Genomic DNA, 21,335 nt, shown 5'->3' with positions numbered 1-21,335 from the left:
TATCAATTGCGAGAGGAGAGATATGATGAAGATCACTTTTTTAGGTGCTGCGAAGGAAGTAACAGGTTCGTGCTATCTTGTGGAGACTGAAAAATCAAAATTTCTGATAGACTGTGGCATGTTTCAAGGAAGCGAAATAGAAGATGAGTACAACTATCAAGAGTTTGCATTTGATATTGAAGACATTGATTTCATGCTTTTGACACACGCTCATATAGATCACAGTGGAAGGATTCCACTTCTATATAAAAGAGGATATAGAAAAAAGATATACGCAACTAAAGGCACGGTAGATCTTTGTGAATACATGCTGCAGGACAGTGGGCATATACAGCAGATTGAAAACGAATGGAAAAACCGCAAAAGAAAGAGGGCGGGAAAAACGCTTAGGATGCCGCTTTACACTGCTGACGATGGAAAAGCGGCAATGCAGCTTTTTTACGGTGTCAATTATGATGAGATAATAGAGCCATCAGATGATGTAAAAGTAAAGTTCAATGATGCAGGACATATGCTGGGTTCATCTATATTGGAGATTTGGGTAAAAGAAGGTGGAAAAGAGACGAAGGTGGTTTTTTCGGGGGATCTGGGAAACAAAAATATACCGATTTTGAGAGATCCTGCGATAATAGATGAGGCAGATTATCTTGTGTGTGAATCCACATACGGTGATAGGCTGCATGAAGACGTAGGCGACAAAGCCAAAAAGCTTATGGAGATAATAAAAAAGACTATATCAAGAGGAGGCAATGTGATAATCCCATCATTTGCCGTAGGAAGGACACAAGAACTGTTATATGAGATACACAAAGATGAGGAACTTTACAAAAATGAGATAGAGTATATAAGTAAAGTGCCTGTGTACGTAGACAGTCCCCTTGCTACATCTGTCACAGACGTCTTTAGAAAGCATCTTGACTATTTCGATGATGAAGCCAGAAGATATGTGGAAAATGGTGATTATCCATTGGATTTTCCAAATTTGCATTTTACACATTCGGCAGAAGAATCAAAGGCGCTTAATGACCTTAAAGAGCCTGTCATAATTATTTCAGCCAGTGGCATGTGTGAAGCTGGCCGCATAAAGCATCACTTAAAGCACAATCTTTGGAGATCTGACAGCACAATAGTGTTTGTAGGTTACCAGGCTAAAGGTACCCTTGGCAGGAGAATATTAGAAGGTGAAAAGACTGTGAATATATTTGGAGAGGAAATAACAGTCAATGCGGAAATCCAAAACATAGAAAGCTTCTCTGGGCATGCTGATCAAAAGGGTATTATGGATTGGATATCGTCATTTAAGAAAAAGCCTAAGAAAATATTTATTGTTCACGGCGAAGATAGTGCTCAAAAAGTACTTTCAGAGAAGATAAAAGATGTGTTTGACATTGAAACGATCATTCCATCAAAGTACGATACGTATGACTTTGAGTCCGATGAAGTAAATGTAGCAGAGATTGCATTGCCTTCAGATGAGGAGATATTGAAGCAGATAGAAGAATTGAGGGCGGAAAATGATAAGATTCTGTCAAGGCTTAAAGACATCATAAGTCAAAATAGAGGAAAGGTGAAAGAAGTCGGCAGCGATTTGGCAGCAATGTCAGATGTATTGTCCAGATTAAAAAGAAGATTTAGCTAATTATTGTGCGCCATAGTGCGCACTTTTTTTATAGAAATAAATTTGTTTACATTAAATAAAAAAAGAAGGATTTTTAAATTTAATGTAGAATATATTATATATACCGGTTTCGTAAACTGGTTTCTAAAAAACAAATGTTGGTGATGACATGAGCAATGATAACTTTAAAATCACGATCGATTATGTGGCGAAAAAAGCAGGTGTCTCAAAGACGACTATCTCCCGGTTTTTAAACGGCCGATTTGAGTACATGTCAGATGCTACAAGGGAAAACATCAAAAAGGTCATAGATGAACTTAACTACAGACCCAATAATCTGGCTCGCAGCTTAAAACTGAATAGGTCGAACCTCATAGGCGTACTTGTGTCGGACATAGGCAACCATTTTTCGTCCATCCTTGTTAAAGGAATAGAAAAAGTCTTAAAGGAAAATGGATATAATTTAATAATAGCCAGCACAGATAATGATGCCACAAAAGAACGAGAGTACATCTTATCACTTTTAGACAACAATATAGATGGGCTTATAATAAACACAGCAGGTGGTAATGACGAGTTTTTGATAGAACTGTCTAAAAAAGGCTTACCTGTAGTATTAGCTGATAGAAGCATAAAAGACATGGTATTTGATACCGTTGTTGTCAACAACTACGAAGTTACGTCAGAGCTTATTTTGCACCTTATAAAAAATGGATATGAAAGAATAGGCTTTTTTACTGAAAGGATAGGCGATATTAGCACCAGAACCGAAAGAAAGCAGGCATTTACAGATGTCTCAAAAAAATACGGAATAGATAACAACAATTTGATATTTGAAGTAGACGATGATTTAAGCAAAATTGAAGAAAATATAGTATCAATGATGAGAGACTATAGGAGGTGCAGGACGGCATTATTTGCCGTAAATGGTGTTGTGCTTTTAAATGTACTGCAAGTCATAAATAAGATGAATTTAAAGGTACCTGATGATGTTGCCGTATGTGGTTACGACGATTGGGGATGGGCGTCCCTTATACCGCCAGGGATTACTACCATATCGCAGCCTACCTATGAAGTTGGCGTGGAATCAGCTAAAATGCTTATTGACAGGATAAGTAGAGGCGATGAATTTGAACCTAAGAAGGTTGTTTTGAAGGCAGAGCTTGTAATAAGGGGATCTACAAGATCTCATTAAATAAATATAAAGAAAGGATGATTTCTGTGAGTTTTAAGGAAATAAAAGAGAAAACAAAAGGCGGGATATTTTCAGTCATAAGGTGCAAAGATTATGAATTGGGGCTTAAAATGGCAGAGAAAGTCATAGAAAGCGGCATAAACATAATAGAGATAACCTACACTGTGGAAGGTGCAGGAAAGCTTATTAAGGAGCTTAAAAGGAAATACCCTGATAAGATAATAGGTGCAGGGACGGTATTGGAGTTAAGTCAGGCAGAGGAAGCTGTAGGAAATGGTGCAGATTTTGTGGTGACACCCTGCATTGTTGAGGAAGTGGCTGCATATTGCAAGAAAAATGATGTATTTTTCTCGATGGCAGCAGCTACAACTACGGAGATGTATAAAGCTTACAAAATGGGATCAGAAGTCATTAAGCTTTTCCCTGGAGAATTTGTCGATTCAAAGATAATAAAATCTCTCAAAGGACCATTTCCATTTCTGGAGTTTATGCCTACAGGCGGCGTAAATGACGAGAATATAAATGAGTGGTTTGAAAACGGCGCATATGCAGTTGGCGTAGGCGGTTATCTGACAAAGGGAATAAACTTTGACAATCTGGATCTTTTGGAAGAAAGAGCAAAAAGGCTCGTAAATGCATTGAAGCAAATTGGATAAGTAGGTGATACATTTTGGCAAAGGTTTTATTGGCAGGAGAACCTATGGCATTGTTCATTGCAGATGAAGAAGGCACCCTTGACAATGTCAGCAAGTTTACGAAGGCATTGGCAGGTGCAGAAGCAAATGTGGCCATAGGTTTAAGCAGGCTGGGGCATAATGTTAAATACATTACGAAGCTTGGAAACGATCCTTTTGGCAAGTACATTTATAATAAATTGTTGGAAGAAAAAATCGACGTTTCATCGGTAAAATTTACTGATGAATATCCGACAGGTTTTATGCTTAAATCAAAGACATCAAAAGGAGATCCAGACATATTTTACTTTAGAAAGGGTTCTGCAGCATCCCACATGACACCAAATGACATTGATTGTGATGCAAGTGAGATCAACCACATACACATTACAGGCATAACAGCGGCTCTTTCAAAAGATACATTGGATACTGTCTACAAAATGATTCAGATTGGAAAAGAAAATGGCATAAGGATTTCATTTGATCCCAATATACGAAAGAGCCTTTGGAAAAGCGAAGATGAGATGGTGGCAACGCTGAATGAGATCGCGTTCAATTGCGATATTGTAATGCCAGGCATAAAAGAAGGATTTATTTTGACAGGTTCAGATGATGTTGATGTCATAGCTGATTTTTACTTAAGACGAGGAGTTAAAGCTGTTATAATCAAAATCGGCGACAGAGGAGCATATGTCAAGACAAAAGACGAGAGCTTCACTGTAAGTGGATATAAAGTTGAAAAAGTAGTTGACACAGTTGGTGCTGGAGATGGATTTGCAACAGGTGTAATAAGCGGGCTGTTAGAAGGGCTTACGCTAAAAGATGCAGTAAAAAGGGGCAATGCAATAGGTGCGATAATAATTATGTCGCCAGGTGACAACGATGGACTTCCATATAGAGATACATTGGAAAAATTTATGAATGAAAATTAAATGTGAGTGTTATCAGATAGATAAATATACCGTCAAGACTAAAAGTCGAGGCGGTATTTTTGTTTTTAGAAATACAGTATAATATATAGTGCAAATTTGCCATAATTGATTTGAAAAATGTTAAGCTTTTCAAGCAAGACAAATGATAATATAATTGATAATGAAAGAGGTGATAATTATCATACTCAATGAAAGATGCACACACATATTGATGAAGCTTGTTAATTCAAGCCTCCCGGTCAAGATCACTGAACTGGCCAGTTCATTTAAGGTAAGCTCAAGGACGATAAGGTATGACCTTGATGCAATTGATGAATTTTTAAAGTACAATAGTTTGCCACAATTGATAAGAAAACCAAATGTAGGTGTGAAATTTTCTGAATCATTGGAAGACAGAAAAAAAGCATTAGAGATTTTAGACGACGTAAGTATTTACCATTATGCGCTTTCGCAGAAAGAAAGGGTTAACATTATTTTGAGTAGCCTTATGGGACAGAAAGATTATACGACGATAAACACGCTGGCAGACAAATTATTGGTGTCAAGAAGCACTATAATAAATGACCTTGATAAAGTGAGGGAATGGCTTTTAGAGCATGGGCTTGAGCTTAAGTCAGTGCCAAAGTATGGATTGAAAGTCATAGGTGATGAAAAGAAACTTAGAAAAGCCGCTATAGAGCTTCTTACAGAAACGGTAGATATAGAAAAAGTGCTTGACATCGTAAAATCGCCTATGTACACGAAGATAAACGTAGGCATGGACAACGAAATAAAAAGGCTTTTTCAAAATATTGATATATCGTACATTGAGGAATGCATAAGAATTGCGGAAAATGAATTGGAGACGGTATTTTCTGATGCAGCCTTTACAGGGTTAGTTGCTCATATTGCAATTGCTATAAAGAGGATAGAGCTTGGAAGAGACATCATAATGCCTACAGAAGAATTAAAATCGCTGGAAATGACGAAGGAATTCAGCGTCGCTTCAAATATAGCCAAGATGCTTGAAAAGCATTTTAATGTCAACATACCTATAGACGAGATTGGCTATATAACTGTCCATCTTTTGGGAAGCAATGTGACAAATAAAAAAAGCAACAAAGATAAAAATTGGCTTGAACTGGAACTTATTACGAAGAAAATTATAAGCAACGTAGAAAGAGAAGTAAATATAGACTTATCCAGAGATGTGCAGCTTTTTGAAGGGCTTTTAGAGCATGTAAGACCTACAATATACAGGTTAAGCCATGGCTTAGAGTTGAAAAATCCAGTATTGGATGAAATAAAAAGGAATTACAGCAGGCTTTTTGAAATAGTGAAAGGTTGTTTAAAACCTTTAGAGGAATATGCAGGAAATAAGCTTAATGATGAAGAAATCGGTTATTTTGTGATGCATTTTGGTGCAGCGATAGAGAGGCAAAAATCACCGGTGATGAATAGAATGGATGTGCTTGTTGTATGCGGCACAGGAATCGGAACGGCAAAGATGCTGTCATCAAGGCTTCAATCGGTTTTCAATGTAAATATAAAAGGAACTGTTGCATACCATCAAGTAAAAGACCAATTAAAGAAAAAGCATGTTGATTTGATAGTGTCTACTGTTCCAGTGAATGCGGAAGGAATTAAGACTGTAGTTGTAAATCCCTTGTTAACTGAAAATGACATTGAGAAGTTGAAATTGTTTATAAGAAATGACAGGACATACGCAATCAAGTTAGACGATCTAATTGAAATTATTGAGAAGCATTGCAGTATTTTAAACAGGCAAAAACTGATCGAAGAACTTAAAGAATTCTTAGATATAGAAGATGTAAACGAAGAGAGAGGAGTTGCAGAACCATTGTTAAAAGACCTTTTGACAGAAAAGACGATAAAGCTGAATGTTGAAGTAAAGGATTGGGAAGAAGCAGTGCGGATTGGAGGTGAACTTTTAGAAAAAGAAGGTGCTATAGAGCATAGATATATAGACGCAATGATAGATTCTGTAAAAGAGATAGGACCGTATATCGTCATTGCACCAGGTATAGCAATGCCACATGCAAGACCAGAATCAGGAGCTAAGAAAATAGGCATGAGCCTCATCACTCTTAAAAATCCAGTCAACTTTGGCAATAAAGAAAACGATCCAGTAAAAATAGTCGTATGCTTGTGTGCAGTTGACCATTCATCACACTTAAAAGCATTATCGGAATTGGTGGAATTGTTGGGGGATGATGAGAAAGTCGAATACATGCTAAAATGTGTTGATTCTAAAAATATTTTAGATTATATCAAAGATTGTGAGTTAAAAGGTGAGAAGCATGAAAAGTTTAGAATATATTGAAGTCATTAAGAATAAAATAGATAAAATTTTTATAGAACAAAGAGAAATATTGAATGAGATTGAAGATATTGTCGCTGATAGTATTTCAAAAGGATATACTGTAGACATATTTGGTTGTGGCCATTCTCATATATTTGCAGAAGAAACTTTTTATAGAGCCGGAGGATTAGCATGTGTAAATCCTATATTAGAACCAGTATTGATGTTACATGAGGGTGCAGAAAAAAGCAGTAAGTTAGAGCGTATGAATTATCTTGGAGAGATAATTTATGATAACTTTAATTTAAGAAAAGGTGATGTACTTTTTGTATTTTCAACTTCCGGTAGAAATCCCGTTAGCATTGATTTTGCCATAAAAGCCAAAAATAATGGTTTGACAACTGTAGCCATAACATCACTAAAATATTCAAATGCATATTCTTCTAAACATATTAGTGGGAAAAAATTATACGAAGTTGTTGATTATTATATCGATAATATGTGTGATGTTGGGGATGCTTCAATTAGCATAGACGGGTTAAAAGTTAAAATAGGTCCAACATCGACCATAATTGGGGCAACGATCATAAATAGTATTTTTATTGATGTGGCTGAAAAATTAGCAACAAAGGGTGTTGATGTTCCTGTATTCATGAGTGGAAATATAGACGGTTCGGATGAATTTAATAAAAATTTGATAAATAAATATAGACCATTAATCAAAATGTTATAGTTTTTGTTAAATACGTTCTCAAGAGGTGTTGAATATGAATAAATTGAAAATATTGACGGTTTGTGGTGTTGGTTCAGGGACTAGCTTAATATTGAGGATGACGGTTGAAGATATTTTAAGTGAAAACGGAATAAAGGCTGAAGTCAGCGCATGTGATGCTGGAACAGCTGTAAGTGAGCCATGTGATTTAATTTTGACATCTAAGGAAATAGCTAAAATTATCAGAAGAGATGATGTTCCTGTAGTGATTATAGACAATTTTATAAATAAAAATGAGATAAGTGGCAAATTGATGCCATTTATTAAATAATTTTAATGAGGAGAGGAGTAAATATATGCAAGTTCTAAATTTTGTTGTTACACAGATTTTCCAGCAACCAGCGATCTTCATGGCTTTAATAGCATTTATTGGTTTGATTTTGCAGAAAAAGAGTTTTAGTGACATACTTAAAGGAACATTGAAAACAGCCATTGGCTTATTGATCATGACATCTGCGGCCGGCATTATAACAAATACAGTAAATCCTCTAGCAACGATATTCAACCATATTTATGGTATAAATCAGGTAAATAATACAGGTATAGGCACAAATGAAGTTATTACAAAGTATGGTAGTGTTATTGGTTTAGTTATGCTTGGGGCATTTATCATAAATATATTAGTTGCTAAATTTACAAAATTAAAATATGTTTGGCTAACAGGGCATTTACTCTTTTGGATGTCTTTTGTATGGGTAGCAGTTTTGGTTGATGCTGGTGTAAAGGGAGCTGCTTTAATAGTATTTGGTATTATATTAATGGGGTTATATATTACTTTCATGCCAGCTTTAGCGCAACCATTTATCAGAAAAATTACAGGTGGAAATACATTTGCATATGGTCACACGTCTACTATTGGCGCTGTTTTAGGAGGATATATTGGTGGTTTAGTAGGCAATAAAAAGAATGATACTGAAAATATAAAAATATCTGATAGCTTGGATTTTTTTAGAGATGTGACAATATCAACAGGACTGGTAATGACGGTAGTTTATTTGATAGCAGTTTTAATTGCAGGGCCTGTTTTTGTTGAGCAAAAAATAAGCAATGGTCAAAATTTTATAATTTACGCACTTATCCAAGGCTTAACATTTGGCGCGGGAATTACAATTTTACTTACTGGTGTCAGAATGTTTATAGCAGAAATCGTTCCTGCATTTAGAGGAATTACAATGAAATGGATACCAAATGCAATTCCAGCTCTTGATTGTCCCATGATTTTCCCTTATGCACCGACTGCAGTTATGATTGGTTTTATAACAAGCTTGATAGTAGGGATAATATCAATTTTAATATTAGGTTTTACTGGATATCCATGGGTTGTCTTACCTGCTATGATACCATTCTTTTTTGATGGCGGTCCTGCCGGTGTCTTTGGAAATTCGACTGGTGGTTTAAGAGGCGCAATTGTTGGTGGAATAATTGCAGGATTAATAATCATATTTGGTCAAGCATTTGTATTACCTGTTGTTGCACATACAATTACTGATTTTATGAGATGGGCTGGTGATACCGATATGGTAACACTTGGTTCTATTCTTGGATGGATTTTGAAAATTTTTGGAATATAATATGTGAAAGTAACAAAATAAAGCTGCTGATTAAAAGTCAGCAGCTTTTAATATTCAATACTTATCTGTGACAACACCTAATGATGATGCCTTTATAAAAGGTAAACCTCTAAGAGATTTTAAGGTTTCTGCAGTACCTGTTACGACGACGCCTTGTATCTTTAAATCTTCCTTCTTTATTTTTCCATTCTTGTCTTTTAGATTATCGTAAATCCTTTTAACTTCATACTTGATGCCATTTACCTTATGAATATCTGTTTTAAGTTTTTCTAACTGATTTATATTGTTTTCGATTGCTCCTATAAAAAGTTCTTCTGGATTTTTTAATCTGTCTCCATTGCTGTCATAGACCTTTATGCCGTATGCGGCTCTTTCAGAACATACATCTGCTGGATTATCTACATCAATTGTCTTTCCATCAGGAAGCTTTTGTTTATTTTTATGTGGTTCATGTGCTTCTTTTTCTTTGCTATTTAGATCGTCAATCCAATACCACGTTAAAGTTACGTTTTTTGGCATCATTTTATTTACTTCGTCGATGTTGTAGGCTTTATCAAAAGATAATGCCATCTCTATATATTTGTCATTTCCTATGTCCTCCAGTAGATTTAGATCATTTTTGTACATTTTGTATTTTACGTATGGATAGAAGAAAATCATTTCCCTTTGACCAAGTTCGTTGTACGTAGGTTTATTTAAACTGTCTTCATCAAAACTTTCTCCCCATACTATAGCCGGTGAATTGATAGCCTGTACGTCCACAGTGTTGAAAAGCCCATAGCTGTATTCCTGCTGACCTGTATAAACTACTTTGCCTTCTATTATCTTGTAAGTTGAATAAACTGTCTTGCCTCCAAAGATTCCTTCATATCTTATTGATTTTCCTATATACATGTCAGGAGCAGAGATATCGTTGAATACTGATAAGGCAAAACTTATATCAGAGCTTTCTGACTGTGTTACCTTGATTCCTATAAAGATGGTGCTTATTGAAACAATTAATATGACTATCAAACTTATAACTGTAGTTCTTAGAATAGAGCGCCATTTTGCTTTTTTAATTGCTTTATTAAATTTATCATTCTTTGTGTTTTCAAAAATTTCATCAAGTTCTTTCTCATCATTATTTATATTTTTTTCATCTGCCATAATTCGATACCTCCCATAATTCTTTAAATTTGTTTCTTGCACGGTAAAGATATGTTTTTACTTTGTTTTCATCCAGATTTAAGATCTCGCCTATTTCTTTATAAGATAATCCAACAAAATATTTAAAAATCAAGAGGGTTCTATAGCTTTCCTTTAATAGACCAAGGACTTTATGAACGTTTGATTTTAATTCTTCATTAAGCACGTGTTCTTCTATCATTCCATCTGAATAGAGGCTATTAAGGATTTTATCATCGATACCGATTTCCTCCTTCTTTTTCCTATTGTACAGATTATAATATTTGTTTATTGATACTTTAAACAGCCATGGATAGATGTCGTCTGTGTTTATGGAGTCAACATACTCAACAACTTTGCAAATGGTTTCTTGTACGATGTCTTCTGCATCTTCATAAGATGCACCGATTTTAATGAGATATTTGTAAATTATGGCCATCTTATCTATTAAGAAGTCTTCAAACCTCTCATCTTTCATGACTGACCTCCCCAGTATAATGTCTGATGCATTCTATATAACGGCGCCGTTTTTGTCCTTTCATTAATATAACAAAACAGATAAACAAATGTATACAAACTTTTAAAATTTATTTTATTAAGCAAACTATAAATAATGATGGCTAAATAATCTTTTACCTTCTTGACAATTAATTAACATACTGATATAATTTTCGTAGAATGCATTCGGTGAACATGTTCAATAAAATTAAGAAAAGAAGGGGACTTTTTATGGACAAAAAGTACAGCATTCTCTTTGATGAAGTGTCTATCGGAAGCTGTGTCATCAAAAACCGCTTTGCAATGGCTCCTATGGGACCATTAGGCCTTGGCGATTCCGAAGGTGGTTTCAATCAAAGAGGAATTGATTACTACGTTGAAAGAGCTAAAGGTGGTACAGGACTTATCATAACGGGTGTCACATTTGTTGACAATGATATAGAAAAGCATGACATGCCTAATTGCCCATGCTCTACGCATAATCCAGTTCATTTCATTAGGACTGCTCGCGAGATGACGGAGAAAATACACGCTTATGGTTCTAAGGTGTTTTTACAATTATCTGGTGGATTTGGAAGGGTCACGATTCCTACAAATTTAGGAGAACATCCGCCTGTTGCGCCATCGGCTATCCCACACCGCTGGCTTGACAAGACATGCCGTCCTCTTACAAAAGAGGAAATTCGCAGGATAGTTGTGCAGTTTGGCAAAGGTGCCTACAATGCGAAGCGAGCAGGATTTGACGGCGTGCAGATACACGCGGTACACGAAGGATACCTTTTAGACCAATTTGCCATATCTATGTTTAACAATCGAACAGATGAATACGGCGGAAGCCTTGAAAACCGGCTGCGCTTTGCAAGGGAAGTCTTGGAGGAGATAAAAAGCACATGTGGCAGTGATTTCCCGGTGACGCTAAGGTACAGTGTAAAAAGCTTCATCAAAGATTGGCGTAAAGGTGGCCTTCCGGGTGAGGAGTTTGTAGAGAAAGGCAGAGATATCGAAGAAGGTATAGAGGCAGCTAAGCTTTTGGTTGAATACGGATACGACGCTTTGGACGTAGATGTAGGAAGCTACGATGCATGGTGGTGGAGCCATCCGCCAATGTACCAAGAAAAAGGCCTTTACATCCCATATGCAAAGATGGTAAAAGATGTAGTAGACGTGCCTGTAATATGCGCAGGACGTATGGATAATCCAGACCTTGCATCAGACGCTGTAAGAGATGGAGCATGCGACATAGTATCACTTGGCCGTCCACTTTTGGCTGATCCTGATTATGTAAATAAGCTTAAAGCAGGTGATACTGCTTCTATACGCCCTTGCTTATCATGTCATGAAGGATGTATGGGACGCATACAGGAGTATTCCGCATTAAACTGTGCAGTAAATCCACAGGCATGTCGCGAAAGCGTTGAGAGGCTTATACCGACACAGCACAAAAAGAAAGTCTTAATTGTAGGTGGCGGTGTAGCAGGATGTGAAGCAGCTCGCGTATTAGCACTTCGCGGACATGAGCCAATCGTGTATGAAAAAACTGATAGGTTGGGTGGAAACCTTATTCCAGGCGGCGTGCCATCATTTAAAGAAGATGATCATGCGCTGGTGGCTTGGTATGAGAATGAACTTAAGAAGTTAAACGTAGAAGTCCATCTAAATTCAGAATTAGATGCTGATGATGTCATTAATTTTGGCGCAGATGCAGTGATAGTCGCCACAGGTTCAAAGCCAAAAGTATTTTCACTGGGAGAAGGACCTTTATATACCGCTCAAGATGCGTTATTAGGCAAAGTTGATATAGGGAATGATGTTGTTGTAATTGGCGGTGGACTTGTAGGGTGCGAGACAGCGCTGTGGCTTAAAGATATGGGCAAAAATGTGACGATAGTTGAGGCGCTTCCAAAGCTTTTGGCTGTAAATGGCCCATTGTGCCATGCAAATAGCGATATGCTAAAAGAATTGATACCTTTTAAAGGAATAAAGACTATAACATCTGCAAAAGCTACTGCATATGACGGAAAGGTGCTTAAAGTGAATACGCCTGATGGTGATATAGACATCGCAGCAGATACAGTTATTCTTGCGGTTGGATATGCCCCGTCTGATTCTCTGTATAGAGAAATAAAGGATAAAATTTCAAACGTGTATCTTATAGGCGATGCCGGCAATGTTTCTAATATAATGTATGCAATATGGAATGCCTTTGAGGTTGCTAAAAATATAGATTAGAAGAACAGGAGAGAGATTGGTGCCAGAAAGTTTAACTTCCAGAGAAAAGCAGGCCATTGCCACTAAAAAGAGGATATACAGTTGCGGTGTAGAGCTTATAAAAAAACACGGGTATGACAACATAACTGTAAAAGACATAGCAGAAAAGGCCAATGTTTCTATAGGAAATTATTATCACTACTTTAGATCCAAATATGATCTTTTAGTGGAGATATTTAAGCATGGCGATGAATTTTTTGAGGCTGAAGTGCCGAAGATCTTAGAGGCTTATACAGACTGCAAGGATATATTGGTTCAGTATTTTCTCATATATGCCAAGCTTGCAATAAATGATGGAGTAGATATGGCTAAAAATCTGTATATTCCCACGAATAAGATGTTTTTAACACATGGACGTTCTATGCAGAATATGCTTATTCAAATATTAAAAAATGAGCAGGAAAAAGGCAAGATACCCGGCACTTTTAACTGTGAGGAAATTACAGAGAAGCTATTTATTGTAGCGAGAGGTGTAATATTCGACTGGTGTTTAAAAGACGGAAAAACTGATCTTTTAGCTGAGATGGAAGACATAATATCCAGAATGGCAGAAAGCTATATTGAAAAGTAGAATAAAGATATTTCTTTTGGTTTACAAGTCATAAATTTGTGTTATAATAAAAAGCTAATATTATTTCTAACAGTTTAAGCGTTAGCTCGAAAATTTTGTACAAATCTATTTGGCGGTTTTGTTTCCGCCTTTTTTTTATTGGTGGACATTAGCTTTATCTCCCTTTCTTTGGAGGCTATGGCTATTAAGTGTAAGAGTATATTTCATTGTATTATTCCCTTTAATGCTATATAATGAAATATGGCATTATTGATAAGGGAGGAAAAAATGCAGATATTTATTGTTGTTTTAAATTACCTTTTGATGCTTTTAATAGGTCTTGTCGATAACATAAAAGGTCCTGTATTATCGCCAATTAAGTCGTTTTACAATGTTGATTATACGTACATTGGGCTTCTTCTGTTTATAGGAAGCCTTGGCTTTATCATAGCTTCGTTTGTTGGTGGGATGATTGTAAATAGATATGGCAGCAAGATGGCATTGTCCTTAGGACTTGTCTTTATCATCATAGGGATTTTAGGGTATTTTGCATCACCGATTTTCTTTGTGTTTTTGATTTTCTTCTTCTGCATGAATTTTGGCATAGGGATGCTGGAGATAGGCATAAATGCCACTGCTGCAGTTGCATTTTTGGTTAATCAGGCCATAATGATGAACCTTTTGCATTTCTTTTACGGCTTAGGTGCTACGATTTCGCCAAATGCGGCAGGAAGGCTTGTGGCTTTAAAGTATTCATGGCAAAGTATATATCTTTTTGGAGGCATTATAGCTTTTTTAATGCTTATTGTGGTTTTGTTTACGAGATTTCCTGGCACAGTTAAATATGTAGGTAGCGGTAAAGTAAAATATTTGGATGTACTAAAAGATAGGCATGTCATTTTGTTTTCAGTCATGTTAGGATTTTACATCGCATCAGAGGTCGGCATAGGCAACTGGGCTGTGACGTACCTTAAAGGATCTTACGGCATGAACAGCGTAAAAAGTTCTATGTACTTGTCGCTTTTCTTTGCTGCTTTTACAATAGGCAGACTTTTAGGCGGGTTTGTGGTTGAGAAAATAGGGTATATAAAAAGCATATTTATATTTGCATCATTAGCAGCATCTTTTGTGACCTTAAGCATGGTAAGTCAGGATTTATCGATTCTTCTGTCTATGGCAGGTTTATTTTACTCTATAATTTATCCTACGACTATGGCATTGGCAATGAAGAGCTTTAAAGAAAATACAGGTGTTGTCATAAGCGTCATAGTTACTGTAAGTTCGTCTATAAACATGGTAGCCAATTTTATAATAGGGAAGCTAAGCGATTTATTCGGCGTGTTTGTGGGATTTTCATTTATCGTAGTTTTTATGGTGCTGGTGATTGTAATGCTTAATGTTCTTCAGTCATCGCTTAAACTGTATTCTAAATAAAAAGCTCCCGATTGTGGGAGCTAAATTCATATCAGATTCACATTTTCAAGCAGTGTGCTGTCATCAAGTATTTCATTGGCTTTTCCTACAGCTTCTATCGAATGTGATTCATTCATTACAACGACTCTATCGGCAATGATTCTGGCTAAATCCAAATCGTGTGTAGATATTACAAGCGTCTTTCTTTCGTTTTTTAGGTCGCTTAACATTTTATAAAGCCATTTTCTCGACCTTGGATCGAGGCCATTTGTAGGCTCATCTAAAAGCAACACATCTGGATTTATTACCATTATTGATGCTAAAGCCACTTTCTTTTTTTCACCGCCACTTAACCTGTATGGCGGTCTGTCTTTTAATTTTGCGATGCCAAACGACTCAAGAGTATTTTCTACCATCGACTTTACCTTATCTGGATTTAATCCCATCTGCAGTGGAGCAAATGCTACTTCATCGAAAACACATGTGTTGAAAAGCTGGACGTCAGAGTCCTGAAAAAGGTAACCCACTTTTCTCCTAAAATGGTATTCTTGGTCGCCTTTCAGATCCAATATGGATTTGCCAAATGCCAATATATCGCCTTTATCTGGCTTTATCAAGCCATCCATTAATTTTAATAGAGTGGACTTTCCGGAGCCGTTGGCACCTAAAATTATTAGACTTTCTCCATTTAATACGCTAAAGTTCACATCAATAAGTGCAGGTTGTGGCTTTATATATGAGTACGAAACGCTTTTAAGTTCAAATACTATATCCAAAGTCTGCCTCCTTTTACAATAAAAGTTGCTGCAAAAAATGATATGTTGAACAATATCCAGATTGCATCAAAGATATCAAATTTAAAGTCGCTTATTGTCTTGTATTCGCCTTTGTATCCGCGAGAAATCATGGCACTGTAGACTTCGCTGCTTAAATGTTCAGATCTTATTAAGAGATTTCCCATTGACGATGCTACAAATCTTCTCTCGCTTTTGCCTTTAGACTTTCCTACGTTTCTGCTTTTTCTGGCAAGGTACATGTTTGACGCCACATCCAGGAAAAGAGTTATATACCTAAACGATATATCAAGTGTGGCAGAGAAAATTTTCGGCAACTTGAAGTATCTAAAGGCTTTTAAAATCTCCACCCACTTTGTGGACAGTATCAAAATGTATATGAAAGAAAGGGAGACAAAAGAGCGCATTATGAAAATCGATGCGCTTATAGCTCCGCTCCTTGTAATGTACAAGTTTTTGCCAATGTATATAAGCGGATTTCCTGGCTTCACAATGTTAAACAATGACGGTATTAATACGATCCCTGTGAAGATTACGGATACTGATGATACCCTGAATATATAGGACTTTATTGGCACTTTCGAAAGTATAGCAACAAAAATAGAGTATACAACCATCAAACACAGAAATTGCCATGAGCTGCTTAAATTGCATAAGAGGATCAAAAGCAATATAGATAAAAGCCGTACTCTCGTGTCCAGTGATTGCATAAGGCCGTGTTTTATGGCAATTTCGTCTGACTCAAACATATCTTGAAATGTACTTTGTATACTCAATACAGTCTTTTCGATGAAATTACTCATTTTTTCCCTCTTGTCTACCTATCATTTTGCTAAGGATAAAAAACACTATGGCAATTACTGCGATTCCTACGATAGCTGAGAATATGTAACCTATTGATTGCTGGAAAAAGTTTTTGTCAAAGCCAGGTATGCCGTAATCAGGGAATAAAGCCTTTACTGTATCTGAAAAGTGTTTCATTCCGCTTGGCACATATCCCACCATGTTTTTTATCTCATCTATGCCCCACTCACCCCATGCAGATCCTGGTGCTAAAAGTCCAATCGGTGTAAGCAGTATTATCACTATAGCAGCTATCAAAAGTTTCTTCATTTATTTTCACCCCTTAGCCTGTAAGAGAATTTATAAAGCATGTTGTCTTCACCAGCTTTAATAAGGTAGTAAACTACAAGTCCAGTTACCGCTGCCTCTACTAACCCGGCTACTGTAAGGTGCGCCAACATCATGGCAGGTATAGACTGACTAAGCCCGTATGGGAAGTATAAGGCACGACCGTCTGCTGTGTGAAAAAGCACAGGTTGAAGTCCTAATTCTATTGATGCGGCAAGTGCTGCTGCATTTATGCCTATGTATGCACCTATGGCAGACGATATCACCTTTCCTACTTTAAACTTTTGAAGCAGCATGTATACGCCGTATCCAACGAAAGGTGCTACGAATGCCATGTTAAAGCTATTTGCACCTAATGCTAATATGCCACCATCACCAAAGAACAACGATTGTATAAGAAGTGCGACTGTAAGAGAAATACTGGCTCCCCATGGACCTAATGCGATGGCCAAAAGCGTGGCGCCTACAGCGTGGGCTGTTGTACCACCAGGTATAGGCACGTTAAACATCATTATGGTGAAGGCAAAGGCTGAACCTATTGCCATTGTAGGTACGTCCTTCTTATCAAAAGTTTCATTTACTTTCTTTGTTGCCACAGCTAATACAGGTACCATTGCAGCACCCATAACAGCACAGGTGGAAGGACTTAAATATCCATCTGGTATATGCATAAAAACTCCCCCTTATAAATTTTTGCCTGTCGTCGTCATGACAAGCTTTCCATGCTTTACGCCTTTTGTGCTTATTATCTCGTCGGCTATAGCCGATATAGTCTTTGAAGTGCCTTTTACAACCATCACTTCTAGGCAATTGTGCTCATCAAGGTGGACGTGCATGCTGGAGATTATGTTTTCATGGTGTCCATGCTGAATGTCCACAAGTTTGTCGCTTATCTCCCTTACTTCATGGTTGTAGACATACGTGACAGTGCCGATTGATTCGGCGTCATCTGATTGGCAATGGTTTTCCACTATGTAATCTCTAATCAAATCTCTTATTGCCTCAGACCTGTTTTTGTAATTTTTTGACTCAATCAATTTATCAAACTGTGAAAGTAAATTCGCTTCCATCGAGACTCCGAAACGTGTAATTTCTTCCAGATGTATCATCTCCTTTTGTGTTACTTTTATAAAAATAATAGCACTAAATCGATTGATAATCAATAGAGATTTAGAATAATTCATAAATAAGCTTAATTGATACCTTTTTGTATAGATATGTTATAATATAAGGGGATTTGGATATAAAATACTGCTCACCTCTTCTACACCGTCAAGGAATTGCAGGAGCAAAGCGCGGAGGTGAGTATGTGAGTGAAAGTGTACAAATAACATTAATTTTTTGCACAACGATAGTAGCAATTGTGGGCATAGTAGCGATGGTAGTATACAATAGAGATAACATTGCGGTAAAAGTCCAAACAAAAGCAAACATAGTAGACAAGGCTAAGACAGAGTTTTCAGTAGAAATATAAAAGATAAAAAAATTAGATTATGCCCAAAAGCATAATCTAAAAATGCGTTTTATATCCAAATGACAATTTCCTGCAATTCCTTGCAATATATATTATAAACCAAAATCATTGAAAAATAAACAAATAATTTTTAAATATGAGGTATAAAATGGCGATAGTTATAATTTTGGTTTTAATTTGCGTAAGTGTTGTAGCAATATTAGGAATATGGGCGATAATAAAATACGGAAAATCCAGATGACGAATTTTACCACCATTTCAATAGTTGGCTAAGTTTGGTTTTGACAGAAGTAGTTTCTATAATGAAACAAAATGAGGAGGAGAAGATGGATATAAAGTCTTATGAAATAGAGATAGATGAGAAGTCTGTTTTAAGGTATTTGGGATACAAGGATTCCCAGCCTTATAAAGGTTTATTAGATAAAATCAGAAATGCTATACACGATGCTTATGCTCTTATTGAGCCTGTAGTTTGCTTTGACAGAGTTTCTTTTGAGTACGACCATGAAAATGATGATATAAGGTTTCTAAGCGATGATGTGATAAATGAAAAGCACATAGTAGAAAGATTAAAAGGCGCAGAATATGTCATCATGGCTGTTGTCACTATTAAAGACAGCATTGAAAATGTATCATCAAGACTTTTTGATGATGGGAAGTATATGGATGGAATGATATACGATGCCATTGGAAATGCGGCATTAGATAAGCTTTGTGAGAAGTTTTACAGCGATGTGGCAAATTATGCGTCAAAAGAAGGGTATGTATTGACTGAGATGATGTTCCCTGGCGATGACAAGTGGGATATAGCGTCACAGAAGATTATATTCAAACACCTGGATGCATCTAAGATAGGTGTTACGTTGGATGAAAGTAACATGATGCATCCTGTAAAATCTCTGTCCTTCATATTAGGAATAGGAAAAGATATTAAGTCATCATCGTCACACCACGATTGCAGCAAATGCGATTTTTTTCAGTGTATCTACCGCAATGAGAAAAAGATGTATCACACACTGAAAGTCAAATACAGAGATGAATACAAGGAAATTTTAGCACAAGATGGTGCAAACCTTTTTAGAACATTGATAGAGAATGGCGTGCCAGTGCCTAATTCATGTGGTGGCTATCACAATTGTGGAAAGTGCAAAGTTATAATAGATTATAAGCTTCCTGTGACTTCCGAGGAGATGAAAAATTTAAGCGATGTAGAGCTTGAAAAAGGCGTAAGGCTTTCATGCTTTGTAAATGTTGATAGAGATCTTTCTATCACAGTTTTAGATGAAGGAGAAATATCAGTCTTGACTGAAAGCGTTGGACTATTTGAAGTTGACAGTCTAAACCCGAGAGTCAAAAAAATCCCCATAAAGCTTGATACGCCTACACTGGATGACCAGAGAGATGATTTTAAGAGGATATGCGACGCATTAGGATTTGACGCAAAAATTCCACTAAGCGTATTGAAGGTGCTTCCAGGTGTATTAGATAAAAGTGGTTACAATGCCATTTGTGTATTGAGAAAGAATGAGATCATATCCATTGAAGGTACTGACTTTGTTGGCAGTTTATACGGCATATCTTTGGATATAGGCACCACTACAATCGCTGCATATTTGTACGACATTGCCACAGGGAAAATGATAGACGTCTTTTCAGGAACAAATCCACAAAGGTCCTATGGCGCCGATGTCATATCGAGGATAAATTACACAATCGCTAAAGAAGATGGACTTTATAGATTGCACGTGGCGATGATTGAAGAAATCAATATGATAGTAGATTATTTTTGTGAAAGACAAGGAATTTCAAATGAACATATATATGAAGTAGTGATGGTTGGCAATACTGTCATGATCCACTTGGCTTTAGGAGTACCTGCTGAGAATATCGCTAATTCGCCTTATATACCTGCGTTTACGTCATCGATTGAAGTGAAGTCGAAAGATTTGGGGATAGATATAAACAGAGAAGGATACGTTGTGACGCTTCCTATGGTTGCTTCATACGTAGGAGCGGATACAGTGGCGGCTGTACTTTCAAGCCGCATCAGTGAAAGTGATGATATCATTTTGCTGATAGATATAGGCACAAATGGAGAGATAGTGCTGGGGAATAAAGACTTTCTCATATCCTGTTCCGCTGCTGCAGGGCCTGCCTTTGAAGGAGCTGGCATCACTTTTGGTTTAAGCGGAGTAGAAGGTGCAATAGATCATGTGGATCTTGAAAGAGATCCCATATTTACTACTATTGGAGGAAAGGCGGCAAAGGGTGTATGCGGTTCAGGTATCGTGGATGTGGTGGCAGAGCTTTTTAAGCATGGAATAGTTGATAATACTGGAAGGATATTGGATAAAGATGAAGTGACAAGCGTAGTTGGTAAAAAGTTTTTAGATCGCATTGTGCAATACGACGATATGCCATCGTTTTTAATAGACGAGGCAGGTGGCATATACCTTACACAAAAGGATATAAGGCAGGTGCAATTGGCAAAAGGAGCTATACAGGCTGGAATCAATATTCTCATGAGAGAGATGAATATTGATGAAGAAGATATAAAAAAAGTTTACTTAGCAGGAGGGTTTGGCAGCTACATAAGCGTAGAAAGCGCTGCAGCAATAGGGCTTATACCAAAGGGATTAAAAGAAAAGGCAGTTCAAATAGGGAACGCAGCGGGGTTAGGAGCATCTTTTGCGCTTCTTTCTGATGAGATGTTTGAGAAATCTAAAGAGATAAGAGATAAGGTCAAGTACATCGAACTTTCAAATAACCCATATTTTCAAGAGGAATTTTTAAAATCCCTGTACTTTTAAAATCCCTCTTATTTTTTAAAAGTGTATTGACTGCATGGTCAATTAGAGATATAATCGAATTGGGAATTGACCAAATGGTCAAAAGGAGGCGCTTTTATGAAAATCATTGAAGTTAATAACTTGACCAAGTATTACGGGAAATCGAGAGGTATAATCGGATGTAAGC

General features: G+C 36.7%; 20 protein-coding genes. 13 read left to right on the top strand and 7 right to left on the bottom strand.

The window, feature by feature from the left end:
* Positions 1-25 precede the first annotated feature (25 nt).
* The 8 genes from ACZ42G_RS12620 to ACZ42G_RS12585 all read left to right on the top strand — a co-directional run bounded on the left by ACZ42G_RS12620 (position 26) and on the right by ACZ42G_RS12585 (position 9,064).
* Positions 26-1,639: an MBL fold metallo-hydrolase RNA specificity domain-containing protein gene (locus ACZ42G_RS12620; RefSeq protein ID WP_274893519.1), complete on the top strand. Its 1,614-nt coding sequence runs from the start codon at positions 26-28 to the stop codon at positions 1,637-1,639.
* Between the two features lie 148 nt (positions 1,640-1,787).
* Positions 1,788-2,813: a LacI family DNA-binding transcriptional regulator gene (locus ACZ42G_RS12615; RefSeq protein WP_464850680.1), complete on the top strand. Its 1,026-nt coding sequence runs from the start codon at positions 1,788-1,790 to the stop codon at positions 2,811-2,813.
* Positions 2,814-2,839: 26 nt separating this feature from the next.
* On the top strand, positions 2,840-3,469 hold the full coding sequence (locus tag ACZ42G_RS12610) for a bifunctional 4-hydroxy-2-oxoglutarate aldolase/2-dehydro-3-deoxy-phosphogluconate aldolase (protein WP_464850678.1): 630 nt from the start codon (positions 2,840-2,842) through the stop codon (positions 3,467-3,469).
* A 14-nt stretch (positions 3,470-3,483) separates the two neighbouring features.
* Entirely contained in the window at positions 3,484-4,419 is a 936-nt protein-coding gene (locus tag ACZ42G_RS12605; protein WP_464850677.1) for a sugar kinase, read from the top strand.
* Between the two features lie 160 nt (positions 4,420-4,579).
* Positions 4,580-6,742 carry a BglG family transcription antiterminator gene (locus ACZ42G_RS12600; RefSeq protein ID WP_464850675.1) on the top strand — a complete coding sequence of 721 codons (2,163 nt, stop codon included), beginning with the start codon at positions 4,580-4,582 and terminating at the stop codon, positions 6,740-6,742.
* A complete protein-coding gene (locus ACZ42G_RS12595) occupies positions 6,720-7,454 on the top strand; it encodes a sugar isomerase domain-containing protein (RefSeq protein WP_464850673.1) in 735 nt (244 codons plus the stop codon). The genes ACZ42G_RS12600 and ACZ42G_RS12595 overlap by 23 nt, the downstream gene beginning before the upstream one ends.
* 34 nt (positions 7,455-7,488) lie before the next feature.
* Positions 7,489-7,764, top strand: coding sequence for a PTS sugar transporter subunit IIB (locus ACZ42G_RS12590; RefSeq protein ID WP_206199043.1), 276 nt, complete (start codon positions 7,489-7,491; stop codon positions 7,762-7,764).
* A gap of 25 nt (positions 7,765-7,789) precedes the next feature.
* Complete coding sequence (locus ACZ42G_RS12585) at positions 7,790-9,064, top strand: PTS ascorbate transporter subunit IIC (protein ID WP_464850672.1); 1,275 nt, start codon at positions 7,790-7,792, stop codon at positions 9,062-9,064.
* Positions 9,065-9,118: 54 nt separating this feature from the next.
* Here ACZ42G_RS12585 and ACZ42G_RS12580 read toward each other — a convergent pair whose 3' ends face one another.
* Positions 9,119-10,213, bottom strand: a complete 1,095-nt coding sequence (locus ACZ42G_RS12580) for an anti sigma factor C-terminal domain-containing protein (RefSeq protein ID WP_464850671.1) — start codon at positions 10,211-10,213, stop codon at positions 9,119-9,121.
* Positions 10,203-10,709 carry an RNA polymerase sigma factor gene (locus ACZ42G_RS12575; protein ID WP_464850670.1) on the bottom strand — a complete coding sequence of 169 codons (507 nt, stop codon included), beginning with the start codon at positions 10,707-10,709 and terminating at the stop codon, positions 10,203-10,205. Before ACZ42G_RS12575 ends, ACZ42G_RS12580 begins: the two co-directional genes overlap by 11 nt.
* A gap of 251 nt (positions 10,710-10,960) precedes the next feature.
* On the opposite strand from ACZ42G_RS12575, the gene ACZ42G_RS12570 reads away from it, so the two are divergent.
* From ACZ42G_RS12570 to ACZ42G_RS12560, 3 genes are all read left to right on the top strand, one after another.
* Positions 10,961-12,958: an oxidoreductase gene (locus ACZ42G_RS12570; protein WP_464850669.1), complete on the top strand. Its 1,998-nt coding sequence runs from the start codon at positions 10,961-10,963 to the stop codon at positions 12,956-12,958.
* Positions 12,959-12,977: 19 nt separating this feature from the next.
* Positions 12,978-13,568 (top strand): TetR/AcrR family transcriptional regulator, encoded by a 591-nt coding sequence (locus tag ACZ42G_RS12565; protein ID WP_464850668.1) that lies wholly within the window; start codon positions 12,978-12,980, stop codon positions 13,566-13,568.
* Positions 13,569-13,835: 267 nt separating this feature from the next.
* On the top strand, positions 13,836-14,981 hold the full coding sequence (locus ACZ42G_RS12560) for an MFS transporter (RefSeq protein ID WP_274893507.1): 1,146 nt from the start codon (positions 13,836-13,838) through the stop codon (positions 14,979-14,981).
* A gap of 26 nt (positions 14,982-15,007) precedes the next feature.
* Here the strand turns inward: ACZ42G_RS12560 and ACZ42G_RS12555 are convergent, their stop codons facing one another.
* Genes ACZ42G_RS12555 through nikR form a run of 5 tightly spaced genes read right to left on the bottom strand, consistent with a single transcriptional unit; the run spans position 15,008 to position 17,994 of the window.
* Positions 15,008-15,736 carry an energy-coupling factor ABC transporter ATP-binding protein gene (locus ACZ42G_RS12555; RefSeq protein ID WP_274893506.1) on the bottom strand — a complete coding sequence of 243 codons (729 nt, stop codon included), beginning with the start codon at positions 15,734-15,736 and terminating at the stop codon, positions 15,008-15,010.
* A complete protein-coding gene (gene cbiQ, locus ACZ42G_RS12550) occupies positions 15,727-16,557 on the bottom strand; it encodes a cobalt ECF transporter T component CbiQ (RefSeq protein ID WP_085113068.1) in 831 nt (276 codons plus the stop codon). Before cbiQ ends, ACZ42G_RS12555 begins: the two co-directional genes overlap by 10 nt.
* On the bottom strand, positions 16,550-16,867 hold the full coding sequence (locus ACZ42G_RS12545; protein ID WP_085113067.1) for a PDGLE domain-containing protein: 318 nt from the start codon (positions 16,865-16,867) through the stop codon (positions 16,550-16,552). The genes cbiQ and ACZ42G_RS12545 overlap by 8 nt, the downstream gene beginning before the upstream one ends.
* The gene (gene cbiM, locus ACZ42G_RS12540) at positions 16,864-17,556 is read right to left on the bottom strand and encodes a cobalt transporter CbiM (protein ID WP_274893505.1); all 693 of its coding nucleotides are present in this window, start codon (positions 17,554-17,556) and stop codon (positions 16,864-16,866) included. The genes ACZ42G_RS12545 and cbiM overlap by 4 nt, the downstream gene beginning before the upstream one ends.
* A gap of 12 nt (positions 17,557-17,568) precedes the next feature.
* Positions 17,569-17,994, bottom strand: coding sequence for a nickel-responsive transcriptional regulator NikR (gene nikR / locus ACZ42G_RS12535; protein ID WP_274893504.1), 426 nt, complete (start codon positions 17,992-17,994; stop codon positions 17,569-17,571).
* Between the two features lie 200 nt (positions 17,995-18,194).
* Between nikR and ACZ42G_RS12530 the strand changes: the two genes are divergently transcribed.
* Together ACZ42G_RS12530 and ACZ42G_RS12525 are read left to right on the top strand one after the other, a co-directional pair.
* Positions 18,195-18,359: a hypothetical protein gene (locus ACZ42G_RS12530; protein WP_464850666.1), complete on the top strand. Its 165-nt coding sequence runs from the start codon at positions 18,195-18,197 to the stop codon at positions 18,357-18,359.
* Positions 18,360-18,685: 326 nt separating this feature from the next.
* Positions 18,686-21,169, top strand: a complete 2,484-nt coding sequence (locus ACZ42G_RS12525) for an ASKHA domain-containing protein (RefSeq protein ID WP_464850664.1) — start codon at positions 18,686-18,688, stop codon at positions 21,167-21,169.
* Positions 21,170-21,335 lie beyond the last annotated feature (166 nt).

This window comes from Thermoanaerobacterium calidifontis (genome assembly GCF_055381745.1).
Note: the sequence above shows the minus strand (reverse complement) of the source record. Positions and strands in the feature narration are given on the sequence as shown.

What these genes read in the sequence shown, in the direction of transcription:
- cbiM (WP_274893505.1), bottom strand. Translation starts at nt 17,556, where the DNA reads ATGCATATACCAGATGGATATTTAAGTCCTTCCACCTGTGCTGTTATG.
- ACZ42G_RS12570 (WP_464850669.1), top strand. Translation starts at nt 10,961, where the DNA reads ATGGACAAAAAGTACAGCATTCTCTTTGATGAAGTGTCTATCGGAAGC.
- ACZ42G_RS12560 (WP_274893507.1), top strand. Translation starts at nt 13,836, where the DNA reads ATGCAGATATTTATTGTTGTTTTAAATTACCTTTTGATGCTTTTAATA.
- ACZ42G_RS12575 (WP_464850670.1), bottom strand. Translation starts at nt 10,709, where the DNA reads ATGAAAGATGAGAGGTTTGAAGACTTCTTAATAGATAAGATGGCCATA.
- ACZ42G_RS12615 (WP_464850680.1), top strand. Translation starts at nt 1,788, where the DNA reads ATGAGCAATGATAACTTTAAAATCACGATCGATTATGTGGCGAAAAAA.
- ACZ42G_RS12525 (WP_464850664.1), top strand. Translation starts at nt 18,686, where the DNA reads ATGGATATAAAGTCTTATGAAATAGAGATAGATGAGAAGTCTGTTTTA.
- ACZ42G_RS12620 (WP_274893519.1), top strand. Translation starts at nt 26, where the DNA reads ATGAAGATCACTTTTTTAGGTGCTGCGAAGGAAGTAACAGGTTCGTGC.
- cbiQ (WP_085113068.1), bottom strand. Translation starts at nt 16,557, where the DNA reads ATGAGTAATTTCATCGAAAAGACTGTATTGAGTATACAAAGTACATTT.
- ACZ42G_RS12590 (WP_206199043.1), top strand. Translation starts at nt 7,489, where the DNA reads ATGAATAAATTGAAAATATTGACGGTTTGTGGTGTTGGTTCAGGGACT.
- nikR (WP_274893504.1), bottom strand. Translation starts at nt 17,994, where the DNA reads ATGATACATCTGGAAGAAATTACACGTTTCGGAGTCTCGATGGAAGCG.
- ACZ42G_RS12545 (WP_085113067.1), bottom strand. Translation starts at nt 16,867, where the DNA reads ATGAAGAAACTTTTGATAGCTGCTATAGTGATAATACTGCTTACACCG.
- ACZ42G_RS12580 (WP_464850671.1), bottom strand. Translation starts at nt 10,213, where the DNA reads ATGGCAGATGAAAAAAATATAAATAATGATGAGAAAGAACTTGATGAA.
- ACZ42G_RS12600 (WP_464850675.1), top strand. Translation starts at nt 4,580, where the DNA reads ATGAAAGAGGTGATAATTATCATACTCAATGAAAGATGCACACACATA.
- ACZ42G_RS12585 (WP_464850672.1), top strand. Translation starts at nt 7,790, where the DNA reads ATGCAAGTTCTAAATTTTGTTGTTACACAGATTTTCCAGCAACCAGCG.
- ACZ42G_RS12595 (WP_464850673.1), top strand. Translation starts at nt 6,720, where the DNA reads ATGAAAAGTTTAGAATATATTGAAGTCATTAAGAATAAAATAGATAAA.